Origin of the sequence: Massilia orientalis, assembly GCF_030411975.2 — a bacterium.
In the GTDB taxonomy this organism is placed as follows: Bacteria; Pseudomonadota; Gammaproteobacteria; order Burkholderiales; family Burkholderiaceae_D; genus Telluria; species Telluria orientalis.
Map to the genome: position 1 here is coordinate 57,023 of NZ_JASNRB020000015.1, position 26,577 is coordinate 83,599.

At 69.7% G+C, this 26,577-nt stretch carries 27 protein-coding genes; 16 read left to right on the top strand and 11 right to left on the bottom strand.

Annotated elements, in window-relative coordinates:
* Positions 1–15: 15 nt before the first annotated feature.
* Positions 16–399 (bottom strand): SMU1112c/YaeR family gloxylase I-like metalloprotein, encoded by a 384-nt coding sequence (gene gloA2 / locus QPK29_RS22665; protein WP_371771199.1) that lies wholly within the window; start codon positions 397–399, stop codon positions 16–18.
* A 78-nt stretch (positions 400–477) separates the two neighbouring features.
* Complete coding sequence (locus QPK29_RS22670; protein WP_371771200.1) at positions 478–1,656, bottom strand: MFS transporter; 1,179 nt, start codon at positions 1,654–1,656, stop codon at positions 478–480.
* 75 nt (positions 1,657–1,731) lie between these two features.
* On the opposite strand from QPK29_RS22670, the gene QPK29_RS22675 reads away from it, so the two are divergent.
* The 12 genes from QPK29_RS22675 (at position 1,732) to QPK29_RS22730 (ending at position 12,755) form a co-directional block, all read left to right on the top strand.
* Positions 1,732–2,625, top strand: a complete 894-nt coding sequence (locus tag QPK29_RS22675) for a LysR substrate-binding domain-containing protein (protein WP_371771201.1) — start codon at positions 1,732–1,734, stop codon at positions 2,623–2,625.
* A 91-nt stretch (positions 2,626–2,716) separates the two neighbouring features.
* A complete protein-coding gene (locus QPK29_RS22680) occupies positions 2,717–3,055 on the top strand; it encodes a UxaA family hydrolase (protein ID WP_056125736.1) in 339 nt (112 codons plus the stop codon).
* Positions 3,052–4,281, top strand: a complete 1,230-nt coding sequence (locus tag QPK29_RS22685) for a UxaA family hydrolase (protein WP_371771202.1) — start codon at positions 3,052–3,054, stop codon at positions 4,279–4,281. The genes QPK29_RS22680 and QPK29_RS22685 overlap by 4 nt, the downstream gene beginning before the upstream one ends.
* Before the next feature lie 16 nt (positions 4,282–4,297).
* Positions 4,298–5,269, top strand: a complete 972-nt coding sequence (locus tag QPK29_RS22690) for an aldo/keto reductase (protein ID WP_371771203.1) — start codon at positions 4,298–4,300, stop codon at positions 5,267–5,269.
* 31 nt (positions 5,270–5,300) lie between these two features.
* Positions 5,301–6,167, top strand: coding sequence for a fumarylacetoacetate hydrolase family protein (locus QPK29_RS22695; RefSeq protein WP_371771204.1), 867 nt, complete (start codon positions 5,301–5,303; stop codon positions 6,165–6,167).
* Positions 6,168–6,229: 62 nt separating this feature from the next.
* The gene (gene fucP / locus QPK29_RS22700) at positions 6,230–7,528 is read left to right on the top strand and encodes an L-fucose:H+ symporter permease (RefSeq protein WP_371771205.1); all 1,299 of its coding nucleotides are present in this window, start codon (positions 6,230–6,232) and stop codon (positions 7,526–7,528) included.
* Entirely contained in the window at positions 7,521–8,285 is a 765-nt protein-coding gene (locus tag QPK29_RS22705) for an SDR family NAD(P)-dependent oxidoreductase (RefSeq protein WP_056125746.1), read from the top strand. Before fucP ends, QPK29_RS22705 begins: the two co-directional genes overlap by 8 nt.
* Positions 8,286–8,294: 9 nt before the next feature.
* On the top strand, positions 8,295–9,425 hold the full coding sequence (gene lldD / locus QPK29_RS22710) for an FMN-dependent L-lactate dehydrogenase LldD (protein ID WP_056125748.1): 1,131 nt from the start codon (positions 8,295–8,297) through the stop codon (positions 9,423–9,425).
* Between the two features lie 129 nt (positions 9,426–9,554).
* A complete protein-coding gene (locus QPK29_RS22715; protein WP_371771271.1) occupies positions 9,555–10,565 on the top strand; it encodes a zinc-binding alcohol dehydrogenase family protein in 1,011 nt (336 codons plus the stop codon).
* Between the two features lie 79 nt (positions 10,566–10,644).
* A complete protein-coding gene (locus QPK29_RS22720; protein ID WP_056125751.1) occupies positions 10,645–11,559 on the top strand; it encodes a GntR family transcriptional regulator in 915 nt (304 codons plus the stop codon).
* A gap of 25 nt (positions 11,560–11,584) precedes the next feature.
* Complete coding sequence (locus tag QPK29_RS22725; RefSeq protein WP_371771206.1) at positions 11,585–12,415, top strand: amidohydrolase family protein; 831 nt, start codon at positions 11,585–11,587, stop codon at positions 12,413–12,415.
* Between the two features lie 10 nt (positions 12,416–12,425).
* Positions 12,426–12,755, top strand: coding sequence for an L-rhamnose mutarotase (locus QPK29_RS22730; protein WP_056125752.1), 330 nt, complete (start codon positions 12,426–12,428; stop codon positions 12,753–12,755).
* A gap of 3 nt (positions 12,756–12,758) precedes the next feature.
* Here the strand turns inward: QPK29_RS22730 and QPK29_RS22735 are convergent, their stop codons facing one another.
* The 5 genes from QPK29_RS22735 to pdxR all read right to left on the bottom strand — a co-directional run bounded on the left by QPK29_RS22735 (position 12,759) and on the right by pdxR (position 19,260).
* A complete protein-coding gene (locus tag QPK29_RS22735; protein ID WP_371771207.1) occupies positions 12,759–13,994 on the bottom strand; it encodes an ABC transporter permease in 1,236 nt (411 codons plus the stop codon).
* Positions 13,991–15,196, bottom strand: a complete 1,206-nt coding sequence (locus tag QPK29_RS22740) for an efflux RND transporter periplasmic adaptor subunit (protein WP_371771208.1) — start codon at positions 15,194–15,196, stop codon at positions 13,991–13,993. Before QPK29_RS22740 ends, QPK29_RS22735 begins: the two co-directional genes overlap by 4 nt.
* Positions 15,197–15,204: 8 nt before the next feature.
* Positions 15,205–17,109, bottom strand: coding sequence for an HlyD family secretion protein (locus QPK29_RS22745; protein WP_371771209.1), 1,905 nt, complete (start codon positions 17,107–17,109; stop codon positions 15,205–15,207).
* The gene (locus QPK29_RS22750; RefSeq protein WP_056125761.1) at positions 17,106–17,774 is read right to left on the bottom strand and encodes an ABC transporter ATP-binding protein; all 669 of its coding nucleotides are present in this window, start codon (positions 17,772–17,774) and stop codon (positions 17,106–17,108) included. The genes QPK29_RS22745 and QPK29_RS22750 overlap by 4 nt, the downstream gene beginning before the upstream one ends.
* A 61-nt stretch (positions 17,775–17,835) precedes the next feature.
* Positions 17,836–19,260, bottom strand: coding sequence for a MocR-like pyridoxine biosynthesis transcription factor PdxR (gene pdxR, locus QPK29_RS22755; RefSeq protein WP_371771210.1), 1,425 nt, complete (start codon positions 19,258–19,260; stop codon positions 17,836–17,838).
* 96 nt (positions 19,261–19,356) lie between these two features.
* On the opposite strand from pdxR, the gene QPK29_RS22760 reads away from it, so the two are divergent.
* The 3 genes from QPK29_RS22760 to QPK29_RS22770 are packed head-to-tail and all read left to right on the top strand — an operon-like array spanning position 19,357 to position 20,832.
* The gene (locus QPK29_RS22760; RefSeq protein WP_371771211.1) at positions 19,357–19,815 is read left to right on the top strand and encodes a carboxymuconolactone decarboxylase family protein; all 459 of its coding nucleotides are present in this window, start codon (positions 19,357–19,359) and stop codon (positions 19,813–19,815) included.
* A 10-nt stretch (positions 19,816–19,825) separates the two neighbouring features.
* On the top strand, positions 19,826–20,218 hold the full coding sequence (locus QPK29_RS22765) for a cupin domain-containing protein (RefSeq protein WP_056125767.1): 393 nt from the start codon (positions 19,826–19,828) through the stop codon (positions 20,216–20,218).
* Complete coding sequence (locus QPK29_RS22770; protein ID WP_371771212.1) at positions 20,215–20,832, top strand: HD domain-containing protein; 618 nt, start codon at positions 20,215–20,217, stop codon at positions 20,830–20,832. Before QPK29_RS22765 ends, QPK29_RS22770 begins: the two co-directional genes overlap by 4 nt.
* On the opposite strand, the gene QPK29_RS22775 is transcribed toward QPK29_RS22770, so the two are convergent.
* From QPK29_RS22775 to QPK29_RS22785, 3 genes are all read right to left on the bottom strand, one after another.
* A complete protein-coding gene (locus QPK29_RS22775; RefSeq protein WP_371771213.1) occupies positions 20,771–21,943 on the bottom strand; it encodes an FAD binding domain-containing protein in 1,173 nt (390 codons plus the stop codon). The genes QPK29_RS22770 and QPK29_RS22775 overlap by 62 nt on opposite strands.
* Positions 21,940–23,160: an MFS transporter gene (locus tag QPK29_RS22780; protein ID WP_056125774.1), complete on the bottom strand. Its 1,221-nt coding sequence runs from the start codon at positions 23,158–23,160 to the stop codon at positions 21,940–21,942. Before QPK29_RS22780 ends, QPK29_RS22775 begins: the two co-directional genes overlap by 4 nt.
* Positions 23,161–23,223: 63 nt before the next feature.
* Entirely contained in the window at positions 23,224–24,321 is a 1,098-nt protein-coding gene (locus tag QPK29_RS22785) for an alkene reductase (protein WP_371771214.1), read from the bottom strand.
* Positions 24,322–24,511: 190 nt separating this feature from the next.
* On the opposite strand from QPK29_RS22785, the gene QPK29_RS22790 reads away from it, so the two are divergent.
* On the top strand, positions 24,512–25,870 hold the full coding sequence (locus tag QPK29_RS22790; protein ID WP_371771215.1) for an MFS transporter: 1,359 nt from the start codon (positions 24,512–24,514) through the stop codon (positions 25,868–25,870).
* A 1-nt stretch (position 25,871) separates the two neighbouring features.
* On the opposite strand, the gene QPK29_RS22795 is transcribed toward QPK29_RS22790, so the two are convergent.
* The gene (locus QPK29_RS22795; protein ID WP_056125783.1) at positions 25,872–26,576 is read right to left on the bottom strand and encodes an ABC transporter ATP-binding protein; all 705 of its coding nucleotides are present in this window, start codon (positions 26,574–26,576) and stop codon (positions 25,872–25,874) included.
* Between the last annotated feature and the right edge of the window lies 1 nt (position 26,577).

Below are 26,577 nucleotides of genomic sequence, written 5' to 3' on the forward strand. Positions count from 1 at the left end.
CTGCGCGGGCCGGGATCAGGTCTCGTACAGCTCCAGCGGCAGGCCGTCCGGGTCGGCGAAGAAGGTATAGCGCCTGCCCGTGAATTCGTCCGTGCGTACCGGTTCCACGGCGACGTCGTGCGCTTCGAGATGCTGCTTGCAGGCCTCCAGGTCGTCGACCGCGAACGCGAGGTGCCGCAGGCCGCACGCTTCCGGATACGACGGGCGTGCGGGCGCGTTCGGGAACGAGAACAACTCGACCTGCGAGCCGTCCGGCAGCGCCAGGTCCAGCTTCCAGGAGTCGCGTTGCGCGCGGTAGTTTTCGGCGACGATGCGCAAGCCCAGCACCTCCACGTAGAAGTGGCGGGATCGTGCGTAGTCCGCGCAGATGATCGCGGCGTGGTGGATGCGGGTGAACATGACGGTAGCGTTCCAGGGTGACGGTTCGCCATCGTACCAGCCCGGCGCCATCCGCCCGGCCGGGGCAGGGGCGGATCGTCACGCCGGCGCCAGCGCCTGCCCGACCGGTTCCAGCCGGCGCAGGCGCAGCGCGATCAGCACGGCGGCGCCCAGCAGCACGCCCAGCAGCGCCACGACGCCGCCCCAGCCGCCGTGTTCCCACAGCACGCCGCACAGCCAGCCCACGATGCTGGAGCCGAGATAATAGAAACACAGGTACAGCGCGGAGGCGAGCGCCTGCTGCGTGCGGGCGCGCCGGCCCACCCAGCTGCTGGCGATCGAGTGCGACGCGAAGAAGCCGAACGTGAACACCGCCATGCCGGCCACGATGACGGCGACGTTGTGGGCCATGGTCAGCAGCAGGCCCGCCAGCATCGTGCCCATCACGGTCCACAGCACGTGGCGCCGGCCCAGGCGGTCGGCGCGGCGGCCGGCCCAGACCGAACTGAAGATGCCCAGCAAATACAGCAGCGAGATCCCGCCGACCACGCTCTGGCGCAGCCCGAACGGGGCGCCCAGCAGCCGGAAGCCGATCACGTTGTACACGCTCACGAAGCAGCCCATCAGCAGGAACGACAGCGCGAACAGCCAGGGCAGGCCGGCGTCGCCGAAGTGGCCGCGCAGGCCGTGCAGCAGCGCCGGCACGCCGCCCGACGACGGCCGGAAGTTGCGCGACGCCGGCAGGCTGCGCCAGAATTCCCACGCCGCCAGCAGGCCCGCGACGCCCATCACGGCGAACGCGGCGCGCCACGACACGAAGTCGGACAGCACGGCCGCCAGCACCCGGCCGACCATGCCGCCGAACGCGTTGCCGCTGATGTACAGGCCCATCGACACGCCGAGCGACGCTGGCTCGATTTCCTCGCTCAGGTAAGCCATCGCGACGGCCGGCATGCCGCCCAGTGCGAAGCCGAGAAGAGTGCGCGCCGCCAGCAGCTGCGGATAGGTGCGCGCGCTCGCGGCCAGCACCGTCATCAGCGCGGCCACGACGAGCGCCACGACCATCATGGTCTTGCGGCCCAGCCGGTCGGACAGGACGGACGAGAACAGCAGCGACACGGCCAGCGCGCCCGTCGAAAGCGACAGCGACAGGCTGCTTTGCGCGGGCGTGAGCCCGAAATCGTGCGCCAGCAGGGGCATCAGCGGCTGCACGCAATACAGCAGGGCGAAGCAGGAAAAGCCGCCGAAGAACAGGGCGCGGTTGGTACGATTGGTCATGGGGCCATCGTAGGATTGCGGGATACGACTGTCCAATATATATTTGTGGCGTTACTTATCGTTTGAAAATATAAGATGGAACTCAGGCACCTGCGTTACTTCGTGGCCGTGGCGGAGGAGCTGAGCTTTACGCGCGCCGCCGAGCGGCTGCACATCGGCCAGCCGCCGCTGAGCCAGCAGATCCAGGCGCTGGAACACGAGATCGGCGCGCGGCTGTTCGAGCGCAACCGGCGGCGCGTGCTGCTGACGGAAGCGGGGCGGCTGTTCCTCGGCGACGCGCGGCGCATGCTGGCGCTGTCCGAACAGGCCAAGGAGACGGCGCGCCGCGCGCACCTGGGGGAAGCGGGCGAGCTGCGCGTCGGGTTCACGTTTTCCACGCCGTTCACGCCGCTGTTCGCGCGCGTCGTGCGGCGCTATCGCCAGCAGTATCCGGGCGTGCGGCTGACGTTCCTCGAGATTCCCACGCAGCCGCAGCTCGCGAAGATCGAGGCGCGCGAACTGGACGTGGGCTTCGTGCGGCCGGGCCCCATGCCGCTGCCGCGCACGGTCGCGCTGACGATGCTGCGCCAGGATCCGCTGCTGCTCGTGCTCCCGGCCGACGCGCCGCTGGCGCGGAAAAAGCACATCGCGGTGAAGGACCTGGCCGACCAGGCGTTCGTCGTCTTCCCCGAAAAGACGGGCACCGGCATCTACCACCAGATCTTCGACCTGTGCCGCGCCGCCGGCTTCACACCGCACATCGCGATGGAGGCGGGCGAACCGTCCACGATCATCGGCCTCGTCGCCGCCGGCTGCGGCATTTCCGTGCTGCCCAGCTCATTCGAAGGTATCCACATGGAAGGTGTCGTCTACCGGCCGCTCGCCGACCCGGACGCCACCACGGCGATGCTGCTCGCGCGCCATGCCGAGGGCGGCGGCCCGCTCGTCGATGCGTTCGTGGCGCTGGCCCAGGCCGCGGCGGAAGCGTAGTTGGGGATGCTGCGGTGCAGCATGGTAAACAGTCGTATGTTTTGAATTTATAGAATACAATTAGGGGCGTTACCAGCCGCAAAGGATCGTCATGTCCAGCACCACCCCAGCGCAGGCGGGCAGCCTGCTGCTCATGTCGCGCGAGGATAACTGCCTCATCGCGCGCGTCGACCTCAAGGCCGGCGCCACGGTCGTCATCGACGGCCGCGAGATCGCGCTCCCGGGCGATGTCCGCCTCGGCCACAAGGTCGCGCGGCGCGACCTGGCCCCGGGCGACAAGGTGCTGCGCTACGGCGCCATCATCGGCACGGCCACGGTGCCCGTCGCCATCGGCGCGCACATCCACACCCACAACCTGGAAAGCGACTACATCCCGACCTTCACGCTCGACCAGGACGGCCATCATTTCATCGGAAGCAAAGCACCATGACCACCTCCACCGACATCACCCTGACCGCCCTGGCCGGTTATCCGCGCGCGGACGGGCGCAAGGGCATCCGCAACGTCGTCGTCGTCGCCTATCTCGTGGAATGCGCGCACCACGTCGCGCGGCTGATCGTGAATGCGTTTCCCGGCCAGCCCGTGCACCTGATCGGCTTCCCCGGCTGCTACCCGAACGAATACGCCGACACGATCATGCGCCGCGTGCTGACGCACCCGAACGTGGGTGCCGCGCTGCTCGTGTCGCTCGGCTGCGAGAGCTTCGACAAGAACGGTGTCGCGCAAGCCGTCGCCGACAGCGGCCGGCCCGTCCACACGGTCACGATCCAGGACGTCGGCGGCACGCGCTCGGGCGTGAAAAGCGGCGTCGAATGGGTGCAATGGGCCGTCGAGGACCTGGCGCGCCAGGAGCGCGTGCCGATGCGCCTCGACGAACTGGTCGTGGCGACGATCTGCGGCGGTTCCGACAGCACCAGCGGCATCACGGCCAATCCGGCCGTCGGCGCGGCGTTCGACCGGTTGATCGCCGCGGGCAGCGCCTGCGTGTTCGAGGAGACCGGTGAACTGGTCGGCTGCGAATTCCACATGAAGCGCCGCGCCGTCACGCCGGAACTGGGCGACGAGATCGTCAGGACGGTCGAGAAGGCGTCGCGCTACTACACGATCATGGGCCACGGCAGTTTCGCGCCGGGCAACGCGGACGGCGGGCTGACGACGCTGGAAGAAAAGTCGCTGGGCGCATACGCGAAAAGCGGCGCGTCGCCGATCAGCGGGATCATCAAGCCGGGCGACCAGCCGCCCACCGGCGGGCTGTACCTGCTGGACGTGGTGCCGGACGGCGAGCCGCGCTTCGGTTTCCCAAACATCTCGGACAACGCCGAGATCGTGGAACTGATCGCGTGCGGCGCGCACGTCACGCTGTTTACGACGGGCCGCGGGTCCGTGGTCGGCTCGGCCATTTCTCCCGTCATCAAGGTGTGCGCGAACCCGGCGACGTATGAACGGCTGGCGGACGACATGGACGTCAACGCGGGCTGCATCCTCACGGGTCATGCGAGCATCGAGGAAGTCGGCGACGAAATCGTCGACCTCGTCGCCCGCGTGGCGAACGGCGAGTGCACGAAATCGGAAGACCTGGGCCACCAGGAATTCATCCTCACGTACAAGCAGTTCGAGCCGATCGGGCCGCGCTGCCTGCCCTTGAAGGCAGCTTGATATGAGGCAGCCTGAGATGAACGTCACGCGACTGGGTTTAGGCTGCGCGCAACTCGGCGGGCTGTTCGACCCGATGGCGGAAGCGGACGCGTACGCGCTCGTCGACGCCGCCTGGGACCTGGGCATCCGCTATTTCGACACGGCGCCGTACTACGGATTTACCCTGTCCGAACACCGCCTGGGCGCGGCGCTGCGATCGCGGCCGCGCGGCGAGTACGTGATCAGCACCAAGGTCGGCCGCCTGATGTGGCCCGATCCGGACGTGCAGCCGGGAGAATGCGGGTGGGCGGCGCCGCTGCCGTTCCGGCCGCACTACGACTACACGCACGACGGCATCATGCGCTCGCACGATGACAGCCTGCAGCGCCTCGGCCTGGACCGCGTCGACATATTGTACGTGCACGACATCGGCCGCGTCACCCACGGCGAACGCCATGCGCACTACTGGAAGCAGCTGACCGAGGGCGGGGGCTTCCGCGCGCTGGCGCAGCTGCGCGACGAGGGCGCGATCAAGGGCTTCGGCCTCGGCGTCAACGAGTGGGAAGTGATCGCCGACGCCATGGACGTGTGCGCGCTCGACTGCGTGCTGCTGGCCGGGCGCTACACCCTGCTGGAACAGGCGTCGCTCGCGCCGCTGATGGACCGCTGCGCGCGGGAGGGGACGCGCGTCGTGATCGGCGGGCCGTTCAACTCCGGCATCCTGGCGGGCACGAACAAATTCAACTACGAGGACGCCCCGGCGGCCGTCGTGGAGGGGGTGCGCGCCATCGCCGCCGTCTGCCGCGACTTCGACGTGCCGCTGCCGTCCGCCGCGCTGCAATTCCCGATGGCCCATCCGGCCGTCGTGTCATGTATCCCCGGCGCCCAGAACATCGACCAGCTGCGCCGCAACGCGCACTGGTTTTCCCAGCCGCTGCCGGCCGGCCTGTGGACCGCGCTGAAGGATGCCGGCCTGCTGGACCCGGCCGCGCCCGTCCCGGCGGCTTGATCTTTCCATATCACCGTAACAAAGGAATACCATGAAACTGCTGCGATTCGGCCCGAAGGGCGCCGAGAAACCTGGCCTGATGGACGCCGACGGCGTGATCCGCGACCTGTCCGGCGTGCTGCCCGACCTGACCTCGGCCCAGCTGGCCGCCGGCGCGATCGCCCGCCTGTCCGACGTCGATCCGAGCCGCCTGCCCGTCGTGGAACAGCCGGTCCGCTACGCGCCCGTCGTCGCCGACATCGGCAAGCTGATTTGCGTGGGCCTGAACTATTCGGACCACGCGGCCGAATCGGGCATGGCCGTGCCGGCGGAACCCGTGCTGTTCACGAAGGCGACCAGTTCGATCATCGGCTGCAACGACCCCGTCGTGCTGCCGCGCGGTTCCGTCAAGAGCGACTGGGAAGTGGAACTCGGTGTCGTCATCGGCAAGCGCGCGCGCTACGTCGACGAAGCGAACGCCCTCGACTACGTGGCCGGCTACTGCGTCGTGAACGACCTGTCCGAACGCGAATACCAGCTGGAGCGGGGCGGCCAGTGGGACAAGGGCAAGGGCTGCGACACGTTCGGCCCCGTCGGCCCGTGGCTCGTGACGACCGACGAAGTGCCCGATCCGCAGAACCTGGACATGTGGCTGGAAGTGAACGGCAAGCGCTACCAGACGGGCAATACCCGCACGATGGTGTTCACGGTCGCGCACCTGGTGAGCTACATCAGCCGTTTCATGACGCTGCAGCCGGGCGACGTGATCAGCACCGGCACCCCGCCGGGCGTGGGCCTCGGCCAGAAGCCGGATCCGGTCTACCTGGAACCGGGCGACCGCATGCGGCTCGGCATCGAAGGCCTGGGCGAGCAGGAGCAGACCGTCCACGCGTGGAACGAGGCGCTGATCGACGACTGATCGTTTGTGAATACAAGGCGCACCAAGCGCCAATGCGGAGACTAAGCGGAGACATTGCAGACATGACGGACCCCTCGACGCGGCAGTACCGGTTTTCCCTCGTGATGATCACCACACTGTTTTTCATGTGGGGGTTCGTCCATAATCTCGACCCGATCCTGATCCCGCACCTGCGGCGGTCGTTCAGCCTGACCGTGCTGGAGTCGGCGCTGGTGGATTCGGCCGTATTCATCGCCTATTTCGTGATGGCGCTGCCGGCGGGCCTCCTGATCCGCCGCGCGGGCTACAAGGCGGCGATCATCTGCGGCCTGCTGCTGTTCGCCACGGGTTCGCTGATGTTCATCCCGGCCGCGAACACGCAGCAATACATCGTGTTCCTGGCCGCGCTGTTCACCATCGCGTGCGGCCTGACGATCCTGGAGACGGCCGCCAATCCGTACGTGACCCTGCTGGGCCGGCCGGACCGCGCGGCCCAGCGCATCAACCTCGCGCAGTCGTTCAACGGTCTCGCCGCCACGCTGGCGCCGATCATCGGCGCGCGCCTGATCCTCGTGCATGGCGCCGACGACGCGCAGCTCGCCGCGATGCCGGAAGCGGCGCGCCAGGCGGCACTGGCGGCGGAAGCGGCCAGCGTGAAGGGGCCGTACATGATGCTGGGGCTCGTCATCCTCGCCATCGCCGTCGTGTTCTGGTTCCTGAAGCTGCCGGAAGTCGGCGGCCGGTCGGACAATGCGCCGGCCAAGAGCTCGCTCGGCGAGGCGCTGGCCGTGCCGTCGATCCGCCGCGGCGCGATCGCCCAGTTCTTCTACGTGGGCGCGCAGGTGTGCGTGTTCAGCTTCTTCATCCTGTACGCCACGCGGTCGGCGGGCGTGTCGCCCGTGACGGCGGCGGACTACCTCGGGTGGGGCTGCGGCATGGCGTTCATGGTCGGCCGCTTCGTCGGCACGGGCCTGATGCGCGTCGTGGCGCCGGCGCGGCTGCTGTGGATGTACGCGCTGGCGTGCACGGTGCTCGCGGCGGTGGCGATGGTCGCGACCGGCGTCGCCAGCCTCGCAGCCGTGATCGGCATCGCGTTCTTCATGTCGATCATGTTCCCCACCATTTTCTCGCTGGGCCTGCAGGGTGCCGGCCACCACGCCGACATGGGCAGCGGCCTGATCATCATGGCCATCGTGGGCGGCGCGCTGCTGCCGCTGCTGTTCGGCTTCGTCAGCGACGTGACGCACAACGTGCAGTACGGCTATGCGGTGCCGCTGCTGTGCTTCGTCGTCATCGCCTGGTTCGCGCGCGCCTCGCTGCGGCAGGCCAGCCGCGAAGCCCGCGTCACGCCATCTTCCATGGGAGTCACGAAACGTGTTTGAATTGAACGACAAGAGGGCCGTCATCACGGGCGGCGGCAGCGGCATCGGCAAGGCGATCGCCCATCTGTTCGCGCGCCAGGGGGCGCATGTCCACGTGGTCGACCTGAGCGACGCCGCCTGCCTGCAGGTGGTGCGCGAAATCCGCGAGGAGGCCGGCCGCGTCACCTCGCACGCCTGCGACGTGTCGCGCCAGGCCGACGTGGAAGCGCTGATGGCCGCGATCGGCCCGTTCGACATCCTCGTCAACAACGCCGGCATCGCCCACATCGGCAAGGCCGACACGACGAGCGAAGAAGACTTCGACCGCGTCATGAGCGTGAACGTGAAGGGCGTCTACAACTGCCTGCACGCCGCAATCCCGCAACTGCGCGCGAACGGCGGCGGCGTCATCGTCAATATGGCGTCGGTGGCGGGCTCGGTCGGCATCAAGGAGCGCTTCGCGTATTCCACGGCGAAGGGCGCCGTGATGGCGATGACCCTGTCGGTCGCGAAAGACTACCTGCAGGATGGCATCCGCTGCAATTCGATCTCGCCGGGCCGCGTGCACACGCCGTTCGTGGACGGCTTCCTCGCACGGAATTATCCGGGCCGGGAAGCGGAGATGTTCGAGCAGCTGTCGAAGACGCAACCCATCGGCCGCATGGGCAGGCCGGACGAAGTGGCCGCGCTCGCGCTATACTTGTGCAGCAACGAAGCTGCCTTCATCACGGGAACCGATTATCCGATCGACGGCGGCTTCATCACCCTGAACACGTAAAGCCGTCCGATGATCATTTCTTCCGCCACCGACTATCGCGAGGCGGCGCGCCGCCGCTTGCCGCCGTTCCTGTTCCATTACCTCGACGGCGGCTCCGGCACCGAGTCGACGTTGCGTCACAACGTGGACGATCTGCAGGCCGTGAGCCTGCGCCAGCGCGTGCTGAAGGGATCGGAAACGCTGGACCTGTCGACCGAGTGGTTCGGCGTGAAGCGCGGCCTGCCGCTGGCGCTGGCCCCGATCGGGCTCGCCGGCATGTATGCGCGCCGCGGCGAGGTGCAGGCGGCCCGCGTGGCGGCGGAACGCAATATCCCGTTCATCCAGTCCACCGTCTCGGTGTGCCCGCTGGCCGAGGTGGCGGCGCAATCGTCGCAGCCGCTGTGGTGCCAGCTGTACGTCCTGAAGGACCGCGGCTTCATGCGCGACTACCTGCGCCGCGCGCGCGAGCTGAACATCGACACGCTCGTGTTCACCGTCGACATGCCGGTGCCGGGCGCGCGCTACCGCGACGCGCATTCCGGCATGAGCGGCCGCCACGGCCCGCTGCGCCGCGTGCTGCAGGCGATGCTGCATCCGCGCTGGGCGTTCGACGTCGGGCTGTTCGGCCGGCCGCACGACCTGGGCAACATCTCCGCGTACCGCGGCCACGCGACGGGCCTCGCCGACTATATCGGCTGGCTGGCCGCCAACTTCGATCCGGGCATCAGCTGGAGCGACCTGCAGTGGATCCGCGACGAATGGCAGGGCCCCATGGTCATCAAGGGCATCCTCGACGCCGGCGATGCGCGCGACGCGAAGGCGTTCGGCGCGGACGGGATCGTCGTCTCGAACCACGGCGGGCGCCAGCTGGACGGTGCGCTGTCCACGGCGAAGGCGCTGCCGTCCATCGCGGCGGCAGTGAAGGGCGACCTGACGATCTTCGCCGACTCCGGCGTGCGCACGGGCCTGGACGTCGTCCGCCTGCTGGCGCTGGGCGCGGACGGCGTCCTGATCGGACGCGCCTTCATCTACGCGCTCGCGACGGGCGGCGCGGCCGGCGTGCGCAACCTGCTCGCCATCCTCGAAAAAGACATCCGCACCAGCATGGTCCTGACGGGCGTGCAATCCGTGCGCGACATCGGGCCTGACTGCCTGGCCTGACCTTCTGCGCCGGCGCGGCCGCGCCGGCTATTCAATTTCATACGCGCGAATGGTGGTTTTCGATTGCTTTACGACTATAAATGTTTTAAATTTATAGAATACAAAACGAAAGGCAACGACATGAGTCAGATGAAGTGCGTGGTATGCGAATCCCCCGGCGACCTGCAGCTGGGTTTCAAGCCGGTGCCGGAGGCCGGTCCGGGCGAGGTGCTGCTGCGCGTACGCCGCATCGGCGTGTGCGGCACGGACATGCACATCTTCCGCGGCACGCAGCCGTTCCTCGCGTATCCGCGCGTGATGGGACATGAACTGTCCGGCGAAGTGGTGACGGCGCCCGGAGACTCCGGCCTTGCGCCGGGCGACGAGGTGCTCGTGATGCCGTACCTGTCGTGCGGCGACTGCGTCGCCTGCCGCAAGGGCAAGACGAACTGCTGCACGCGCATCCAGGTGCTGGGCGTGCACCGCGACGGCGGGTTGGCCGAATATCTTGCCGTCCCGGCGCAGTTCGTCCTCAAGACGGACGGCATTTCGCTCGACGATGCCGCGATGGTGGAATTCCTTGCCATCGGCTTGCACGCGGTACGCCGCGGCGCCGTCGCGGCGGGCCAGCGCGTGCTCGTCGTCGGGGCGGGGCCGATCGGCGTGGCCGTCGCGCTGTTCGCGGCGCTGAACGGCGCGCAGGTGACGGTGCTGGACGCGCGCGACGACCGCCTCGGCTTCTGCCGCGACGTATTGAAGGTCGCGCACACGGTGACGGCGGGCGAGGGCGACGTCGAGGCGCTGCGCGCCATCACGGGCGGCGACTTCTTCGACGCCGTGTTCGACGCCACCGGCAACATCAAGGCGATGGAGCGGGGCCTGGACTTCGTCGCGCATGGCGGCACGTACGTGCTCGTGTCGATCGTGCCGGAACGGATCTCGTTCGCCGATCCGGAATTCCACAAGCGCGAGACGACCCTGCTCGGCAGCCGCAACGCGACCGTGGACGATTTCCGCGAGGTGCTCGCGGCGATGAAGGCGGGCCTGGTGCCGACGCGCGCGATGAACACGCACCGCGCCACGCTGGACGAGTTCATCGACACGCTGCCGCGCTGGATGGATCCGGCCAGCGGCGTGATCAAGGCCATCGTCGAGGTTTGAACGATGTCGCTTCCCAGCGCGGCGGCGAGTTCCGGTAGAATGGGGGATTGTCCACCCGGCCTTCTCGACTCCGGACTTCATGGCCCGACCTCCAACCATCTTCAAGCGCAGCGCGAACCTGCTGCTGCAATACATCGCCGACCACGTGGGGGTCGGCGAAGCGCTGCCGACCGAGCAGCACATGGCCGAACTGGGCGAGGGCAGCCGCACGGCGATCCGCAGCGCGCTGGCGCACTTCCACGAGTGCGGCCTGATCAGCGACCTGAAGGAACGCCGGCTGCTGCGCAAGCCCGTCCGCACGGACTACTTCGACCTGGACGAGCTGCGCACGGGCGCGGACCGCATCCGCGAAGTGCTGATGGAGCGCATCTATCACAGCGACCTGCCGCCCGGCGCCGAGTTCTCGGAAACGGAACTGGCGCGCGCGGCCGGCACGAGCACGATCAGCGTGCGCGAATTCCTGATCGGCTTCTCGCACTCGGGCCTGATCGAAAAGAAGCCGCGCGGCGGCTGGCGCCTGTGCGCGTTCGACCGCTCGTTCGCGATGGAGCTGGCGGATGTGCGCCAGATGTTCGAGTTCGCCGCGATCGACCGCTTCGCCGCGCTGCCGCCGGATTCGCCGGCCTTCGCGGAACTGCAGCAACTGATCGCGCGGCACGAGCGGCTGGGCTCCGTCATGCCGACGCACCACAAGGATTTTCCTGCGCTCGACCGCGATTTCCACGCGTTCCTGATGGGGCAACTGGACAACCGCTTCGCGCAGGGCTTCTTCGATCTCGTGTCGCTCGTGTTCCACTACCACTACCAGTGGGACAAGTCGCAGGAAATGGTGCGCAACGAGTACGCGGTGCACGAGCACCTGGACATCCTGCGGGCGCTGGCGCGGCGCGACGTCGCGGGCGCGCGCGAGGCGATGCGTGTCCACCTGAGTTCCGCACGCAGCACCTTGCTGCAATCGATCCGAGTCAGAGAAATGAAGGCGCACCCGGGCTGACGCTCCCGCGGGCGCGGGAGGGAGCATGATGCTTGTCGACGCCCATCAACACTTCTGGCGGCTGGCCGACCGCGACGGCGCGTGGCCGCCACCTGGCCTGGCCGCCATCTACCGCGATTTCTTCCCGGCCGACCTGGCGCCGACGCTCGCGCGGCACGGCGTCGCGCGGACGGTGCTCGTGCAGTCGATGCCCAACGAGGACGACACGCGCTTCATGCTCGGCCTGGCCCATGCTCACCCGTTCATCGGCGGCGTGGTCGGCTGGGTGGACCTGAAGGCGCCCGACGCGCCGGCGCGCATCGCCGCCCTCGCGGCCGACCCGCTGCTCAAGGGCTTGCGGCCCATGCTGCAGGATCTCGCCGACGACGACTGGATCGCCGATCCCGCGCTGGCGCCCGCCGTCGACGCCATGCTGCGCCATGGCCTGAGTTTCGACGCGCTGGTCCTGCCGCGCCATCTGCCCGCGCTGCTCGCGTTCGCGCAGCGGCATCCCGACCTGCCCATCGTGATCGACCACGGCGCCAAGCCGTTGATCGCCGCGGGCGTGCTGGAGCCGTGGCGCACCGACATCGCACGCCTGGCCGCGCTGCCGCAGGTGAGCTGCAAGCTGTCCGGGCTCGTCACCGAAGCGGGCGCGGACTGGGACGTCGACCGCCTGCGGCCGCACGTCGACCACCTGCTCGCGTGCTTCGGGCCGCGCCGCCTGATCTGGGGCAGCGACTGGCCGGTGCTGAACCTGGCCGCCGATTATGCGCGCTGGCTCGCCGCCTGCGCGTCCCTGCTGGAGGGACTGTCCGGTGCCGACCGGCTTGCCGTGTTCGGGCTGAATGCCCTGCGTTTCTATCGTATCGATTGAGGAGCTCTACATGCAAAGAATGGGAATGGTCATCGGCGTCAATCCGGAAAAGATCGCCGAATACAAAGCGCTGCACGCCGCCGTGTGGCCGCAGGTGCTGGCCCGCCTCCTCGAGGCCAACGTGCGCAACTACACGATCTTCCTGCGCGAGCCGGAAAACCTGTTGTTCGGCTATTGGGAATACCACGGCACCGATTTCGACGCCGACATGGCGCATATCGCGGCCGATCCGGAAACGCAGCGCTGGTGGACCTTCTGCAGCCCGTGCCAGGCGCCGCTGGCCAGCCGGGCCGAAGGCGAGCACTGGGCGATGATGGAGCCCGTGTTTCACATGGATTGACCGTCAGCCGTCGCTGCGCAGCGCGGCGATCGGGTCGAGCGCCGCCGCCTGGCGCGCGGGGTAGACGCCGAACCCGAGCCCGACCGCCACGCACGCCAGCACGGCGAGCAGCAGGCTCACCGGCGACCACGCCACCGACCATCCGGCCAGCGCGGCGATGCTGTACGCGGCCACGGCGCCCAGCACGAGGCCGAGCACGGCGCCGCTGACGGCGATCACGAGCGCCTCGGCCAGGAATTGTTCCACCACGTCGCGGCGGCGCGCGCCCAGTGCGCGCTTCAGGCCCACTTCGCGCCGGCGCTCCAGCACGTTGGCCAGCATGATGTTCATGATGCCGATGCCGCCCACGAGCAGCGACACGGCCGCGATCGAACTCATGACGATCGTGAAGATGCGCTGCGTCTGCTGGTTCTGGCGGTACAGGCCCATGGGCACGATGAGGTTCGTGTCGTCGACGCCGCCATGGCGCTGCTGGATGACCGCCTGCAGCACGCGCGCCGCGTCGTCCGGCGCGACCTGGCCGTCCAGGCGCACGCTGATGCCGTCCACCTCGTCCTCGATGCGGCGGAAGCCGAAGCGCGCGCGGGCCGTTTCCCACGGCACGAACAGGCGCTCGTCGTCCAGGCCCAGCTTGACGCCTTCGAACTCCGCCTTGCTGGGCGTGCGGTCGGCCAGCACGCCCACCACCTGCAGCCACACGTGGTTGACCTTGACGCGCTGGCCGACGGCTGGAGCCGCGCCGAACAGCGTGTGCGCGAGGCGCGCGCCCAGCACGCAGACCGGGGCCAGCGTCGCGCCGTCGGATGGCTGCAGCCAGCGTCCGACCTTGAGCTGCAGGCCGCCATGGTCCGCATACGCCGGCGACACGGCGAACGCGCGCCCGCTCACGACGCGGTCGGCGACGATCAGCTGGTCGACCTTGATCTCCTTTTTCAGCGCCACCGACCGTGCGCCGGGCACGACGGACAGCGCCGCCGCGGCATCGGCCGCGGACAGGCCCGGCGAGCGGGTGCGGATGTCCTTCAGCTGTTCGTCGGTGTTGCCCTTGCTCTCGACGATGACGTTGTTCAGACCCAGTTCCGCGACGAGGCGCAGCGCCTCGCGTTTGCTGCCTTCGCCCACGGCCAGCATGGCGACGATGGCGCCCACGCCGAAGATCATGCCGAGCAGGGTGAGGCCGGTGCGCAGTTTGCGGCGCTTCAGTTCGGCGACGGCTTCGAGCAGGAGTGCACGGTTCATGACTTGTCGGCTTTCGGCGGAAGGAGAACGATTTGCGCGCCGGTCGCGAGACCGCTCCTGATTTCGCTGCGCACCGGGCCGCGCCGGCCCAGTTCGACCTTGTGCTTCACGGTGCGGCCCGCGTCGGCCGTGTACACCGCGTAGGCGGCGCCGTCCTGCACGAGCGCGATGTTCGGCACCGTCAGCGCCGCCGCCTGCGTCACGAGGTGCACCGTGCCGTGCAGCGCCTGGCCTGGCTTCAGTCCCAGCTTGCGCGCCGTGTCGGTGCCGATGGCGGCGTCGAAATCGCTGTACTTGACGGGCGACTCGGGCGAGATGACGCTGGCGCTGCTGCCGACCCGTGTCACCGTGAGGTCCAGGGCCAATCCCGTGCCGGCCAGGCGCACGCGCACGGGCAGGCCCGGCTTGAGTCCGTAGGCCTGGCCCTCGGCCACGCTGAAGTGGGCGACGAGCTTGTCGAGGTCGGGCAGGGCGCCGAACGGCTCGCCCGCCATCTGGTTGGCGCCGACCTGCGGCTTGGCGCCGTCCCAGCGCGCCGCCAGCAGGAACACGCCGTCGTGCGGCGCCACCAGTTCCAGCGCGTCCAGGCTCCTGCGCTGCTGTGCCGCGTTCTGCGCCACGCTGTCGCGCTGCGAGTGGAGCACGGCGTCCTGCGCGGCGGCGCGGGCCTGCGCCTGGCCGCCTTTCCAGTCCAGGTAGGTGCGCTTCTTGGTGAGGAAACCGACGTCGGCCAGCGCATCGAGGATCGTGTTGCGGGCGAAGATGGACAGGTCGACGCCCGCATAGCGGCGCGCGAGGCCCAGGTCGTCCTCGAGCTTCGCGCGGTCGCCGGCCAGCACGCCTTTCTCGACGGCCGCATTCTGGCGATTCGCCTCCTCGGCCAGCGCCTTGCGCAGCAGTTCGAGGTCGGCCTGCGACAGGTCCGCGCGCGCCTGCGGGGCGTCGAAGCGGGCCACGACCTGGCCTTTCGTGACGGTGCTGCCGTCCGCGACCATGTCCACCAGCACGCGGCTCGACCAGCCGCTGCCCGGCACCGTCAGCGGCGTGTTGGCGGCGGCCTGGATCTCGCCGTCCGCTTCCAGCGTTTCGGTCCACGCGCGCGGCGCCAGCGTTTCGACGGGGCCGCCGGCCGGCGCCGACGCGCCGCCGCAACCGGACAGCAGGGCCGCCAGTACGGCGACGAAGGTAGACAGGCGTGGCATGGGAAATCTCATGGTCGGATGGCCGCGACGCGGCGGTCGACGCCCGGCAGCAGTTCCACCTGGACGGCGGCGCCGGGCTTCAAGTCCTTCGCGGGCGCGTCGAATTCCAGCTCGACGTCGCGGATGACGACCGCCTGCGCCGCCGATTTGCTGTGGAAGGCGCGTCCCAGGCCCGTCACGTGCGCGGCCAGTGTCTGCCGCGTACCGGCCACGACGACGCGCGCCGCCTGGCCCTTCCGCACGCCCGCCGCCTGCGCTTCCGGGACGCGGGCGTTGACGCCCAACTGGTCCGGATCGGCCAGGGTCGCGACCGACAGGCCTACCCAGACCTGGCTGCCGATGGCGAACTTCTCGCCGTTGAAGCCGATGCGGTGCAGGACCAGGCCCCGCCGCGGCGCCAGGACGGTCAACGCCGCCTGGCCCTTGACGAGGGAGGCGATCTTGGCCCGCAACTGCGCCGCGTCGGACTGCAGGCCGGCGCGCTCGGCCTGGCGCGCGCGCCGCTGTGCCTCGTACTGGGCCTGCGCCAGCGTCGCCAGCTGCGCTTTTTCGGCGCGGTCGATCACGAGCTTGTCGTAGTCGACGCGGCGGATGAGTTCCTTCGGCATGGTCGCCTTGCGCGCGGCCTTCTCGGCATTGCTCTGCGCCTCGGCCTGCGCCAGCACGCCGGCGCGGTCGGCCTCGGCCTGGTCCAGCTGCAGCTTGTCCAGCGCCCGCTCGCGTTCCTTCAGTGTGCCTTGCAGCGAGATCAGCTGGTTCATCACATCGGTGGATTCGAACACGGCAATGGGCTGCCCGGCCTGTACCATCGAGCCTTCCGGCGCGAGGAACGCCAGCTTGTAGTTCCAGACATGCGGGATGGTCGGCGGCGACACCGGCATGGTCCGGCGCGACGCGATCTCGCCTTCGATCGCCAGCGCGGCGGGGGCGGCGGCCTTCGCCTGGCGGACGCCCGCGGCCGCGGCGCCGGGCGCCAGCGGCTCCACCTGCACGCTCATCCCCGCGACGAGCGGCAGGCCATGGTCGTCGGGCAGGGCGATCCGTGCCCGGAAATAGCGGCCGATTCCCCAGCGCGGCCGCGCTTCCGGCGCGCTCGTGATCCCGGCCAGCTTCCCGGCCACGACGACGTCCGGCAGCGCGTCGAAGCGCAGGGCGACGGCCTGGCCGTCGCGCAGATACGGGCGGTCCGCTTCCAGCACCCAGGCCGTGACGACCATGTGGCCGTCGCCGAGCACCGTGCCGGCCGCGTTGCCCGGCCAGGCCGTGGAGCCCTCGTCCATGCGCTCGCCGTTGAAGGGGCTGTAGCCGTGGACGACGACGCCGTCGCGCGTGGCGCGCACTTCCGACTGCGCCACCTGGGCGAGCTGGAACGCCTCGTTGATCTGCAGTTTCTTCACTTCGAGCGCGCCATCCTCCTTGCGGCGGGAGACGGCCGCGCGGGCGTTCTTCAGGTTGTCCTGCTTGATCGCGAGGTCGCGCGTGGCCTGGCCCAGCGCCGCCTGGTAGCGGTCGTAGTCGAGCGCCATGATCTGCTGCTTCGGCAGCGCCGCGTCGACCCTGGCCTTGGCAAGCAGCGCCTGGGCGTTGACCAGCGCCTTCTCCGCCTCGATGGCCGCGACTTCCAGCGTGGCCGTCTCGCTGTCCGCCTTCGCGCGGGCGCGTTCGCGGTCCATCCGGAGCTGGTCGATATTGGTCGTGCTGGCGGAGTCGATCCGCAGCACGATGTCGCCCTTCCTGACCTGCGTGCCCTCGGCGAGGAAGCTGCGCACGACGATCGGCGACGCGTTCGACGGCGGCACGAAGATCGTCTGCGAATCCAGCGCTTCCACTTCGCCGCTGATCAGGACCGGGCGGGTGTCCGCGGCCGTGGCGGCGATGGCGACGAACGCCAGGAGCGGGACCAGGCGCTTCATGGCTGGCCCGCGACGCGGCCGTCGCGCAGGTGGATGGTGCGCTGGGCGCTGGCGGCGATCGCGGGATCGTGCGTGACCATCACGAGCGTCTGGCCGCCCGCGTGCAGTTCGCGCAGCAGGGCCATCACGTCGGCCGCGCTGCTGGAATCGAGGTTGCCGGTCGGTTCGTCCGCGAGCAGCAGGTCCGGCTCGTTCAGCAGCGCGCGCGCGATGGCGGCCCGCTGCAGCTGGCCGCCGGAGAGCTGGCCCGGCAGGTGGTCGAGACGCCGGCCCAGGCCGATGCGCTCGAGCAGGGCGCGGGCCCGGTCGGCCGCCTGCGGGTCGGGCTGGCGCGCATAGCGCTGCGGCAGCAGCACGTTTTCCAGCACGGTCAGGCGCGGCAGCAGGTGGAAGGACTGGAACACGAAGCCGATGCGGCGGTTGCGCACGTCGGATGCGGCGTCGTCGTCGAGGGCGCTGATCTCGTCCTGCGCGAGGCGGTAGCGGCCGCTGTCCGGGCGATCCAGCCCGCCCAGCACGTTCAGCAGGGTCGACTTGCCGGAGCCGGACGGCCCCATCACGGCGACGAATTCGCCGCGCGCCACGTGCAGGTCGATGCCGTCCAGGGCGTGGATGTCGCTGCCGCCCAGGCGGTAGGTCTTGCGGATCGCACTCAGTTCTATCATGCCGAAAAGTATTTCTTAAGGCACAACAGTTTGTCAATTGTCAAATACGTCAACGGGTAGATTATTTTGGCATGACGGCAAGTTCCGCCAGCCGGCGGCAATCGGCCACGAGTCGGCGCGTGTCGACATTGGTCACGCCCAGCAGCAGGCCGGGCGTGGCGGGCGTATGCGCATACCAGGGCGACAGCGGCACGGGCGCGAGGCCGGCCCGCAGGGCGCGCGCGGCCACGTCGACGTCGGACGCCGCCGTGCGCAGGCGCGTGACGACGGCCATGCCGGCCGTCGCCTGCACCTCCAGCACGTCGGCGGCCTCCTTGCGCAGGCAGCGCAACAAGGCTTCGCGCCGCGCCGCATACAGACGTTTCATGCGGCGCAGGTGGCGCAGGTAGTGGCCCTCCCGCAGGAAGTCCGCGACGGCGCGCTGGGTCGTCGCGCCGGGCGCCGGCGCGAGGCATGCGGCGACGTCGCCGAAGCGGCGCGCCAGGTCGGCCGGCACGACGAGGAAGCCGAGGCGCAGCGCGGGGCTGATCGTCTTGCTGAACGTCCCGATGTGCAGCACGCGGCCGCCCTCGTCGAGCGATGCGAGCGCCGGCGCCGCGCGGCCTTCCAGCTGCAGCTCGCTGAGGTAATCGTCCTCGACGATCCAGGCGCCGTTGTCGCGCGCCCAGTCCAGCAGGGCGCGGCGGCGCGCGAGCGACATCGTCATGCCGAGCGGCGCCTGCTGGCCCGGCGTCACGACGGCGAGCCGCGCGTCCGGGGCCATGCGGACACCGGCATCGACGTCCAGGCCCTCGGCGTCGACGGGGACGGCCGTCACCTTCGTGCCCGCGAGCGACAGGGCGGTGCGCGTCAGCGGAAAACCGGGGTCTTCGAACCACGCGCCCTGGCCTTCCAGCGCGAGCGCGCGCACGACGAGCCCCAGCGCGCCGGCGAAGCCCGCCGTGATCAGCACCTGCGACGGGTTGCAGCGGATGCCGCGCGCGATGCCCAGATAGGCCGCGACTTCGCGCCGCAGGTCCGGATCGCCGCGCGGATCCGGGTAGCCGACGGGGCTGGACGCCGTGTGCCGGGCCGCGCGCACCATCACGCGCGCCCACAGTTTATAGGGGAACGCGTCTTGCGCCGGGACGCCCATCTGGAACGGCAGCGGCGTCGCGCCGAAGGTCGGGAACAGCTCGGGGATCGGCGACGTATCGGGCAAGTGCGCGGGCGTATGGCCGGCGAGGCCGGGCGTGGCCGGCCGCCCGTTGACGCGGGTGCCGGCCGCGCCGAAGCTCGTCGCGAGCTGCTCGTCGACGAGGCGTTCGTACGCGATGCGCACGGTGCCGCGCGACACGCCCAGCTGGGCCGCGAGGTCGCGCCACGACGGCAGCTTCGCATCGGCTGGAATCTGCCCCGATTCGATGCCGGCGCGGATGGCCGCGTAGATCTGCGTGGCGAGGGGTGTTTTTTTGGCCCTGTCGAGGCCGATGGACAGCGTGGTCATGGCCGATGGTACATTAAAAATGATCAAACTTGGCACTGTTTTTTGGCCACCATTCGGCGCATCATGTCTTCATCCAGTTCAACCAGGAGAATCAAAATGACGCAACGCATGGATTACAACGCGGCCACCCCGGCCGGCATGAAGGCGCTCGGCGGCGTGTACGGCCACATCATGGGCTGCGGCCTGCCGAAGGTGCTCGTCGACCTCGTCTACCTGCGCGTCTCGCAGATCAACGGCTGCGCCTACTGCATCGACATGCATTCGCGCGACCTGCTGAAGGAAGGCGTCAACGTCGAGAAGCTCGTGCTGGTGCCGGCGTGGCGCGAAGCCGGCAGCCTGTTCGACACGACGGAGCGCGCGGCCCTCGCATGGGCCGAGACGGTGACGCAGGTGGCCGAGACGGGCGTGCCGGATGCGGAATATGCGGCCGCCGCGGCCGTGTTCAGCCAGCAGCAGCTGGCCGACCTGACCATCGCCATCGGCCTGATGAATGCGTACAACCGCATGGCGATCAGCTTCCGCGCGCAGCCGGCCGCCGTGACGGCCGCGCGCTGAGGAGGCGGCGATGAAAGCCACGATCGCTTTGTGTCTGGCGCTGCTGGCCGGCGCGGCCGGTGCCCACGAAACCGTAAAACCTCTGTTCCACCGCGCGCTGCCGAACGTGCCCGGCAAGGCGCTGGTGGCGGTGGAGGTGTCGTTCGCGCCCGGCGCGGAAGCGGCGCCCCACACGCATCCGAAGTCGTCGTTCATCTACGCGCAGGTGCTGTCCGGCGAGATCGTCAGCGCCGTCGACGATGCGGCGCCGAAGGTCTACCGCACGGGCGAGTTCTGGTACGAGGATCCGGGCGCCCGCCACCAGGTGACGCGCAACGCCAGCAAGGACAAGCCGGCCACGCTGCTCGCCGTGTTCGTGCTGGACGAGGGGGAGCAGAAGCTCGTGCTCCCGGCCGCGAAATGAACGGCTTGCCCGACAGCCGGCTTGCGCGCGAGATCACGCAGTACGTGCGCGACACCGCGAGCGACATGCTGTTCCAGCACTCGGCCCGCGTGTACTGGTGGGGCGCGCTGCTGGGCGACAAGCTCGGCCTCGCGTTCGACCCCGAGCTGCTGTATGCCGCCGCCATGTTCCACGACATCGGCATCACGCCGCATTACCACGGCAGCCGGCAGCGCTTCGAGGTCGACGGCGCGAACGCGGCGCGCGATTTCCTGCGCGGCCACGGCATCGACGAACACAGCGCCGAACGGGTCTGGCTCGCGATCGCGCTGCACACGACGCCCGGCATTCCCGAGCACATGCATCCGGAAATCCGCCTCGTGCAGGCCGGCGCCGGCATGGACATGGTGGGCCGCGGCATGGACGCCATCCCGGCGGCGGAGCGGGACAGGGTGCTCGCCGCGCACCCGCGCGGCCACGGCTTCGCGCACGCCGTCATCGACACGTTCTACGAAGGGCTGAAGCACCGTCCCGAGACGACGTTCGGCACCTTCAACGACGACTTCCTCGCCTTTAAAGATCCGGCGTTCCAGCGGGGGAACCTGTGTAGCCTGCTGCTCGCCGCACACCCATGATGCCGTCGCCCATGCGCCGGCCCCAGTCGACCAGATTGCGGCCGGCGCGCAGCTGCAGGCCTTCCCAGTCCTTCAGGCGCGCTTCGATGGGCTGGTCGGTGCGCTGCAGGGCCTGGGCGAGCGCCAGCGCATTGGCCGCCGCCTTGGCCGCGCCGCCGGCCGTGTGCGGGCGCGGGACGAACGCCGCGTCGCCCAGCAGGAGCACGCGGCCGAATACCATGCGCGGCACCGCGAGGTCGAGGATCGCCTGCACGAACGGTTCCTTCGTCTTCTGCACGAGCGCGTTGAACTGCGGTGCGAGCAGTTCGCGGGCGTCGGCACGCAGCACGGCCGCCTGGGCATCCGGCAGCGCGCCCGGCGGCAGCGAGAACGTGTGCGTGCGGCCAGTGCGGTCGGTCAGCAGCGCGGGCAGGCTGTCTTGCGGCACCTTGCGATACCACACCCAGTTCCAGCGCCGCTGGCCCGGTGCCGTGGCACCGTCTTCGCCGGGGACGAGATATTCGAGCAGCATCTGCTCGCCTTCGTCGTGCTGGAACGCGAACACGCCGTCCAGCACCGCGCGGCTGGCCGCATCGAGATCGGGCTCCGGCACGAGGCCGCGCCAGGCGACGTAGCCCGAATAGTCCGGCCGCACGTCGGGCAGCATCAGCGAACGGACCGTCGAGCGTGCGCCGTCCGCGCCGATCAGCAGGTCGCCCGTCTCCACGCGGCCGCTGGCGAACACCGCGCGCACCTGGCCGCCCGCCTGCTCGATACGTTCGAGCGTCTCGCCCGGATGGATGCAGGCGTCGGGCAGCGCGCGCCGCATCGTCCCGTGCAGCATGTTCCATGACGTCTGCGTCTGCGGCTGATGGTCGCGCCGCACGACGTCGCCCGCGCGGTCGAGGTAGATGCGGTCGCGCGACGCCACGCCCAGCGCGCCGGCGGGCCGGATGCCCGCGAAGTGGAAGGCGTGCAGCACGTCCGGCTGCAGCACGATGCCGCCGCCGCGGCTGTCGAGCGCGTGGGGCGAGCGCTCGAACACGTCGACTCTCCAGCCGATGGTTTTCAACGTGTTCGCTGCCAGCAGCCCGCCGAGCGAGCCGCCGATGACCAGGGCGCGCGGGCTCATGATGCGGTCGCGCCGGTGGTCGCGCGGCGGCCGGCCAGTTCGCCGAACCACACGAGCAGCGCGGCGGCGGGGAAGGCCATGCCGGCCAGCAGGGTGGCGTGCCAGCCGTGGTGGGCATAGACCCAGGCGCCGGCCGCGGAGCCGAGTGCGCCGCCGGCGAAGAACAGCGCGAAATAAATGCCGTTCAAACGGCTGCGCACTTCGGCGCCGAGCGCGAAGATGGCGCGCTGGCCCAGCACGAGGTTGGCGGCGACGGCCATGTCCAGCACGATCGAGGCGGCGACGAGGATGCCCAGCGCCAGCGTGCGCGATTCCGGCTGGTAGAGCGGCAGCGCGAAGCCGACGATGCCGAGGACGAGCGCGGCGGCCGTCGCCATCAGGGTATGGCCCGCGTCGGCGAGGCGTCCCGCGACCGGCGATGCGACGGCGCCCGCCATGCCCACGAGGGCGAAGATCGCGATGCCCGTTTGCGACAGGTGGAATTGCGGGCCTTCCAGCATCAGCGGCGTGACGGTCCAGAACAGGCTGAACGATCCGAACAGGCCGGCGTGGTAGGCGGCGCGGCGGCGCAGCACGGGCGTCGTCGCGAGCAGGTGCCACAACGATCCGATCAGGCGGCCGTACGACAGGCTGTGCACGGGCACACGCTGCGGCAGTTTCGCGCGCAGGACGAAGGCGAGGACGAACACCGCGACGGCGGCGCCGCCGAACACGGCGTGCCAGCTGGCGTGGTCCGCGATCAGGCTCGCGGCCGGACGGGCCAGCATGATCCCCAGCAGCAGGCCGCTGACGACCTTGCCGACGGCCTGGCCGCGCGTCGCTTCGTGCGACAAATGCGCCGCGAACGGCACGAGGATCTGCGCGGCGACGGAGCCGAGGCCGATGCCCAGCGACGCGACGAGGAACATCCACGCGTTCGTGCTGAACGCGGCGGTGGCCAGCGCCGCGGCCGTGGCGAGGAGGGCGGAGAACACGAGCTTGCGGTTCTCGAGCAGGTCGCCCAGCGGGACGATGAACAGCAGGCCGAGGGCGTAGCCGACCTGCGTCAGGGTGACGATCAGGCCGGCCGCTTCCGGCGACAGGCCGGTCGCGGCGCTGATCGGACCGACCAGCGTCTGGGCGTAATACAGGTTGGCGACGATCAGGCCGGCGGAGGTGGCCAGCAGGCGGATCATGCCCGGCGCGATGTCGGGTGCGTGTTTGGCAGGGGTGTGCATGAAGACTCCTTGAGATGTGTGCGAATCTACGCCCGCCGTGGCGCGGGCGCGACTTCCTTTCGGTCAGGCGGCCAGCGGTTCGTAGTCGAGATAACCATGGACGCCGCCGCCGTAGAACGTGAACGGGTCGGGCGTGTTGTACGGGCCGCCGCAGCGGATGCGGTCGACGAGGTCGGGGTTGGCGATGAAGCTGCGGCCGAACGAGGCCAGGTCGGCCATGCCGGATGCGATCAGCGCGTCCGCGGCGGCGGGATCGAGGCCGCCGTTGGCGATGATGGCGCCGCCGAAGTTCGGGCGCAGCACGGCGAGGATGCGGTCCATGTCCGGCGCGCCGGCCCACGCGTTCGAATCGGCGGCGTGGAGGTATGCGATGCCGGCCTCGCCCAGCATCCGGGCGACGTAGGCGTACGTCTCTTCCGTGGCCGGGTCGGTGGCGTTGTTGTAGGCGGCGAACGGCGACAGGCGCACGCCGATGCGGCCGGCCGGCACTTCGTCCAGCACGGCGCGCAGCACGAGTTCGAGGAAGCGCGCGCGGTTGGCGAGCGAGCCGCCGAAAGCGTCGTCGCGGCGGTTCGTGTGCGGCGACAGGAACTGGTGCGGCAGGTAGCCGTTGGCGGCGTGGAGTTCGATGCCGTCGATCCCGGCGCGCATGGCGTTGCGGGCGGCGACGCGGAATTCGTCGACGGCCGCGTGGATGTCCTGCACGGTCATGGCGCGGGACGGCGATGCCGCGATGCGCGTATAAAAGCCGTTTTCCAGCGCGGCGTACGGTTGCAGCAGGTGCAGGTCGTCGTTGACGGCGGACGGCGCCAGCGGCGCGCGGCCATCCAGCAGCGCGTACGAACTCACGCGGCCGCTGTGCCACAGCTGCGCGAACAGGCGGCCGCCGGCCGTGTGCACGGCGTCCATCACGCGGCGCCAGCCGGCCACCTGCGCGTCGTCGTGCAGACCCGGCGCCAGTTCGAACGCGGCGGAGTGGCGCGACACATTGGTCGCTTCGCTGACGATCAGGCCGGCCGCTGCGCGCTGCGCATAATAGGCGGCGTTGGCGGCGGTCGGGACGCCGTCGGCGCCGGAGCGGGCACGCGTGACGGGGGCCATCGCGATGCGGTTCGACAGCGTCAGGTCGCCGAGGCGGGTGGGTGCGAGCAGGTGGGACATGGAAGACTCCGTTGACAAGGTGGCCTCACTGTAGCGGCGCGAGGCCGCGGCGATAATCCGGCGGCGGCCGGCAACACCTTTGCGCAAACCGCAACGGCGTTCGTTGATCGCACACACGGTTGACTATCGAACGCTGCATTGTTAAGCTGGATCGACACGGCGGGCAACAGCCGGCACCATGGAGACCGTCATGACCCATCAGGACCTCGACGTCCAGGCATTCATCAACCGCCATCCCTTCTCGCCGTACCAGTGGCTCGTGTTCGCCACGTGCTTCTTCATCGTCCTGCTGGACGGGTTCGACACCGCCGCCATCGGCTTCATCGCGCCGTCGCTGCTGAAGGAGTGGGGCATCGCCAAGCCGGCGCTGGCGCCCGTGCTGTCCGCCGCGCTGTTCGGGCTCGCGGCCGGCGCGCTCGCCGCCGGCCCGCTGGCGGACCGCCTGGGGCGCCGCATCATGCTGCTCGCGGCCGTCCTCGTGTTCGGCGCGGCGTGCGGCGCGTCGGCGTTCGCCACCAACCTCGACACCCTGACCGTGCTGCGCTTCGTCACCGGCATCGGCCTGGGCGCGGCGATGCCCAATGCCGTCACCCTGGTCAGCGAATTCTGTCCGGACGGGCGCCGCGCCGTCATCACGAACGCGATGTTCTGCGGCTTCCCGCTCGGCGCCGCGTGCGGCGGCTTCCTCGCCGCGTGGATGATCCCGCAGTGGGGCTGGCGCAGCGTGCTGGCGCTGGGCGGCATCGCGCCGTTCGTCCTGTTGCTCGTGATGGCGCTCAGGTTGCCGGAATCCGTGCGCCACATGGTCGCGCGCGGCGCGCCGGCGGAGCGGATCCGCGCCGTGCTGCGCCGCATCCACGCCTCGGGCGCCGACGCCACGCGCTACGTGGTGGCGGAGCAGGGCGCGCGGACCGGCGGCGGCTTCACGGTGCTGTTCGCGCGCTCGTACGCCGTCGGCACCCTCATGCTGTGGCTCGCGTACTTCATGGGCCTCGTGATCTTTTATGCGCTGATCAACTGGATGCCGATCCTGTTCAAGGAGGCCGGCCTGCCCGCGCAGACGGCCACGCTGATCGCCGCGCTGTTCCCGCTGGGCGGCGTGGGCGCCATCCTGTTCGGCTGGCTGATGGACCGCTACGACGCCAACCGCATCATCGCCATCGGCTTCGGACTGACGGCGCTGGCGGTCTTCCTGATCGGCCAGGTGGCGGGCAACGTGGGCCTGTTGACAGTCACCGTGTTCGGCGCCGGCGCGCTGATGAACACGGCGCAGTCGTCGCTGCCCGCGCTGGCGGCCGCGTACTATCCGACGCAGGGGCGCGCGACCGGCGTCGCGTGGATGCTGGGGATCGGCCGCTTCGGCGGCATCGCCGGCTCGTTCCTCGTGGCGGAGCTGGCGCGGCGCCAGCTGCCGTTCGGCCAGGTGTTCATGGTCGTGGCCGCGGCGGCCCTCGTGTCGATGGCGGCGCTGCTCGTGAAGCTGGCGGCCGACCGCAACCGGCCGGCCGCCGGCGGCCCGGCGCTGCGTGCGCGGGTGGACCTGCACTGAGTCACACCGCGCAATAGCGTTCCTGGATGGCGGGATCGGCCAGCATCGCATCGGCCCGTTCGCTGTAGACGATGGCGCCCTGGTCGAGGATGTAGGCGCGGTCGGAAATGCCCAGCGCCGTCTCGACGCTCTGTTCCACCAGCAGGATCGTCGTCCCCTGGCGCTTGAGTGCCAGGAACAGTTCGAACATTTCGTCGACGAGCACCGGCATGATGCCTTCCGACGGCTCGTCGAGCAGGATCATGTCCGGCCCGGCCGCTGTGGCGCGGGCGATGGCGAGCATCTGCTGCTCGCCGCCGGACATGGTCACGGCTTCCTGGCCCAGCCTTTCCTTCAGGCGCGGGAAGGTCGCGGCGATCCGTTCGATGATCGCGCGTTCGTCCTTCGCCTTCCCGGAAGCGATGATCCCGAGGCGGAGGTTCTCGAGCACGGTCATGCCCGGCACGATGCGCCGTTCTTCCGGGACGTACGCCAGCCCGTGGCGGTAGCGCGCGTGGGCGGGGAGCCCCAGCAGGTCCGCGCCCTTGAAGGACACGGCGCCGGCCGTCTTCTTCAGCAGGCCCATGACGCTCTTGAGCAGCGTCGTCTTGCCGGCGCCGTTGCGTCCGAGGAGCGAGACGACCTCGCCGCGGTCCACGTGCAGGCTGACGTCCTGCAGGATGTGGCTGGTGCCGTACCAGGCGTTCAGTTTATCGATCTTGAGCATG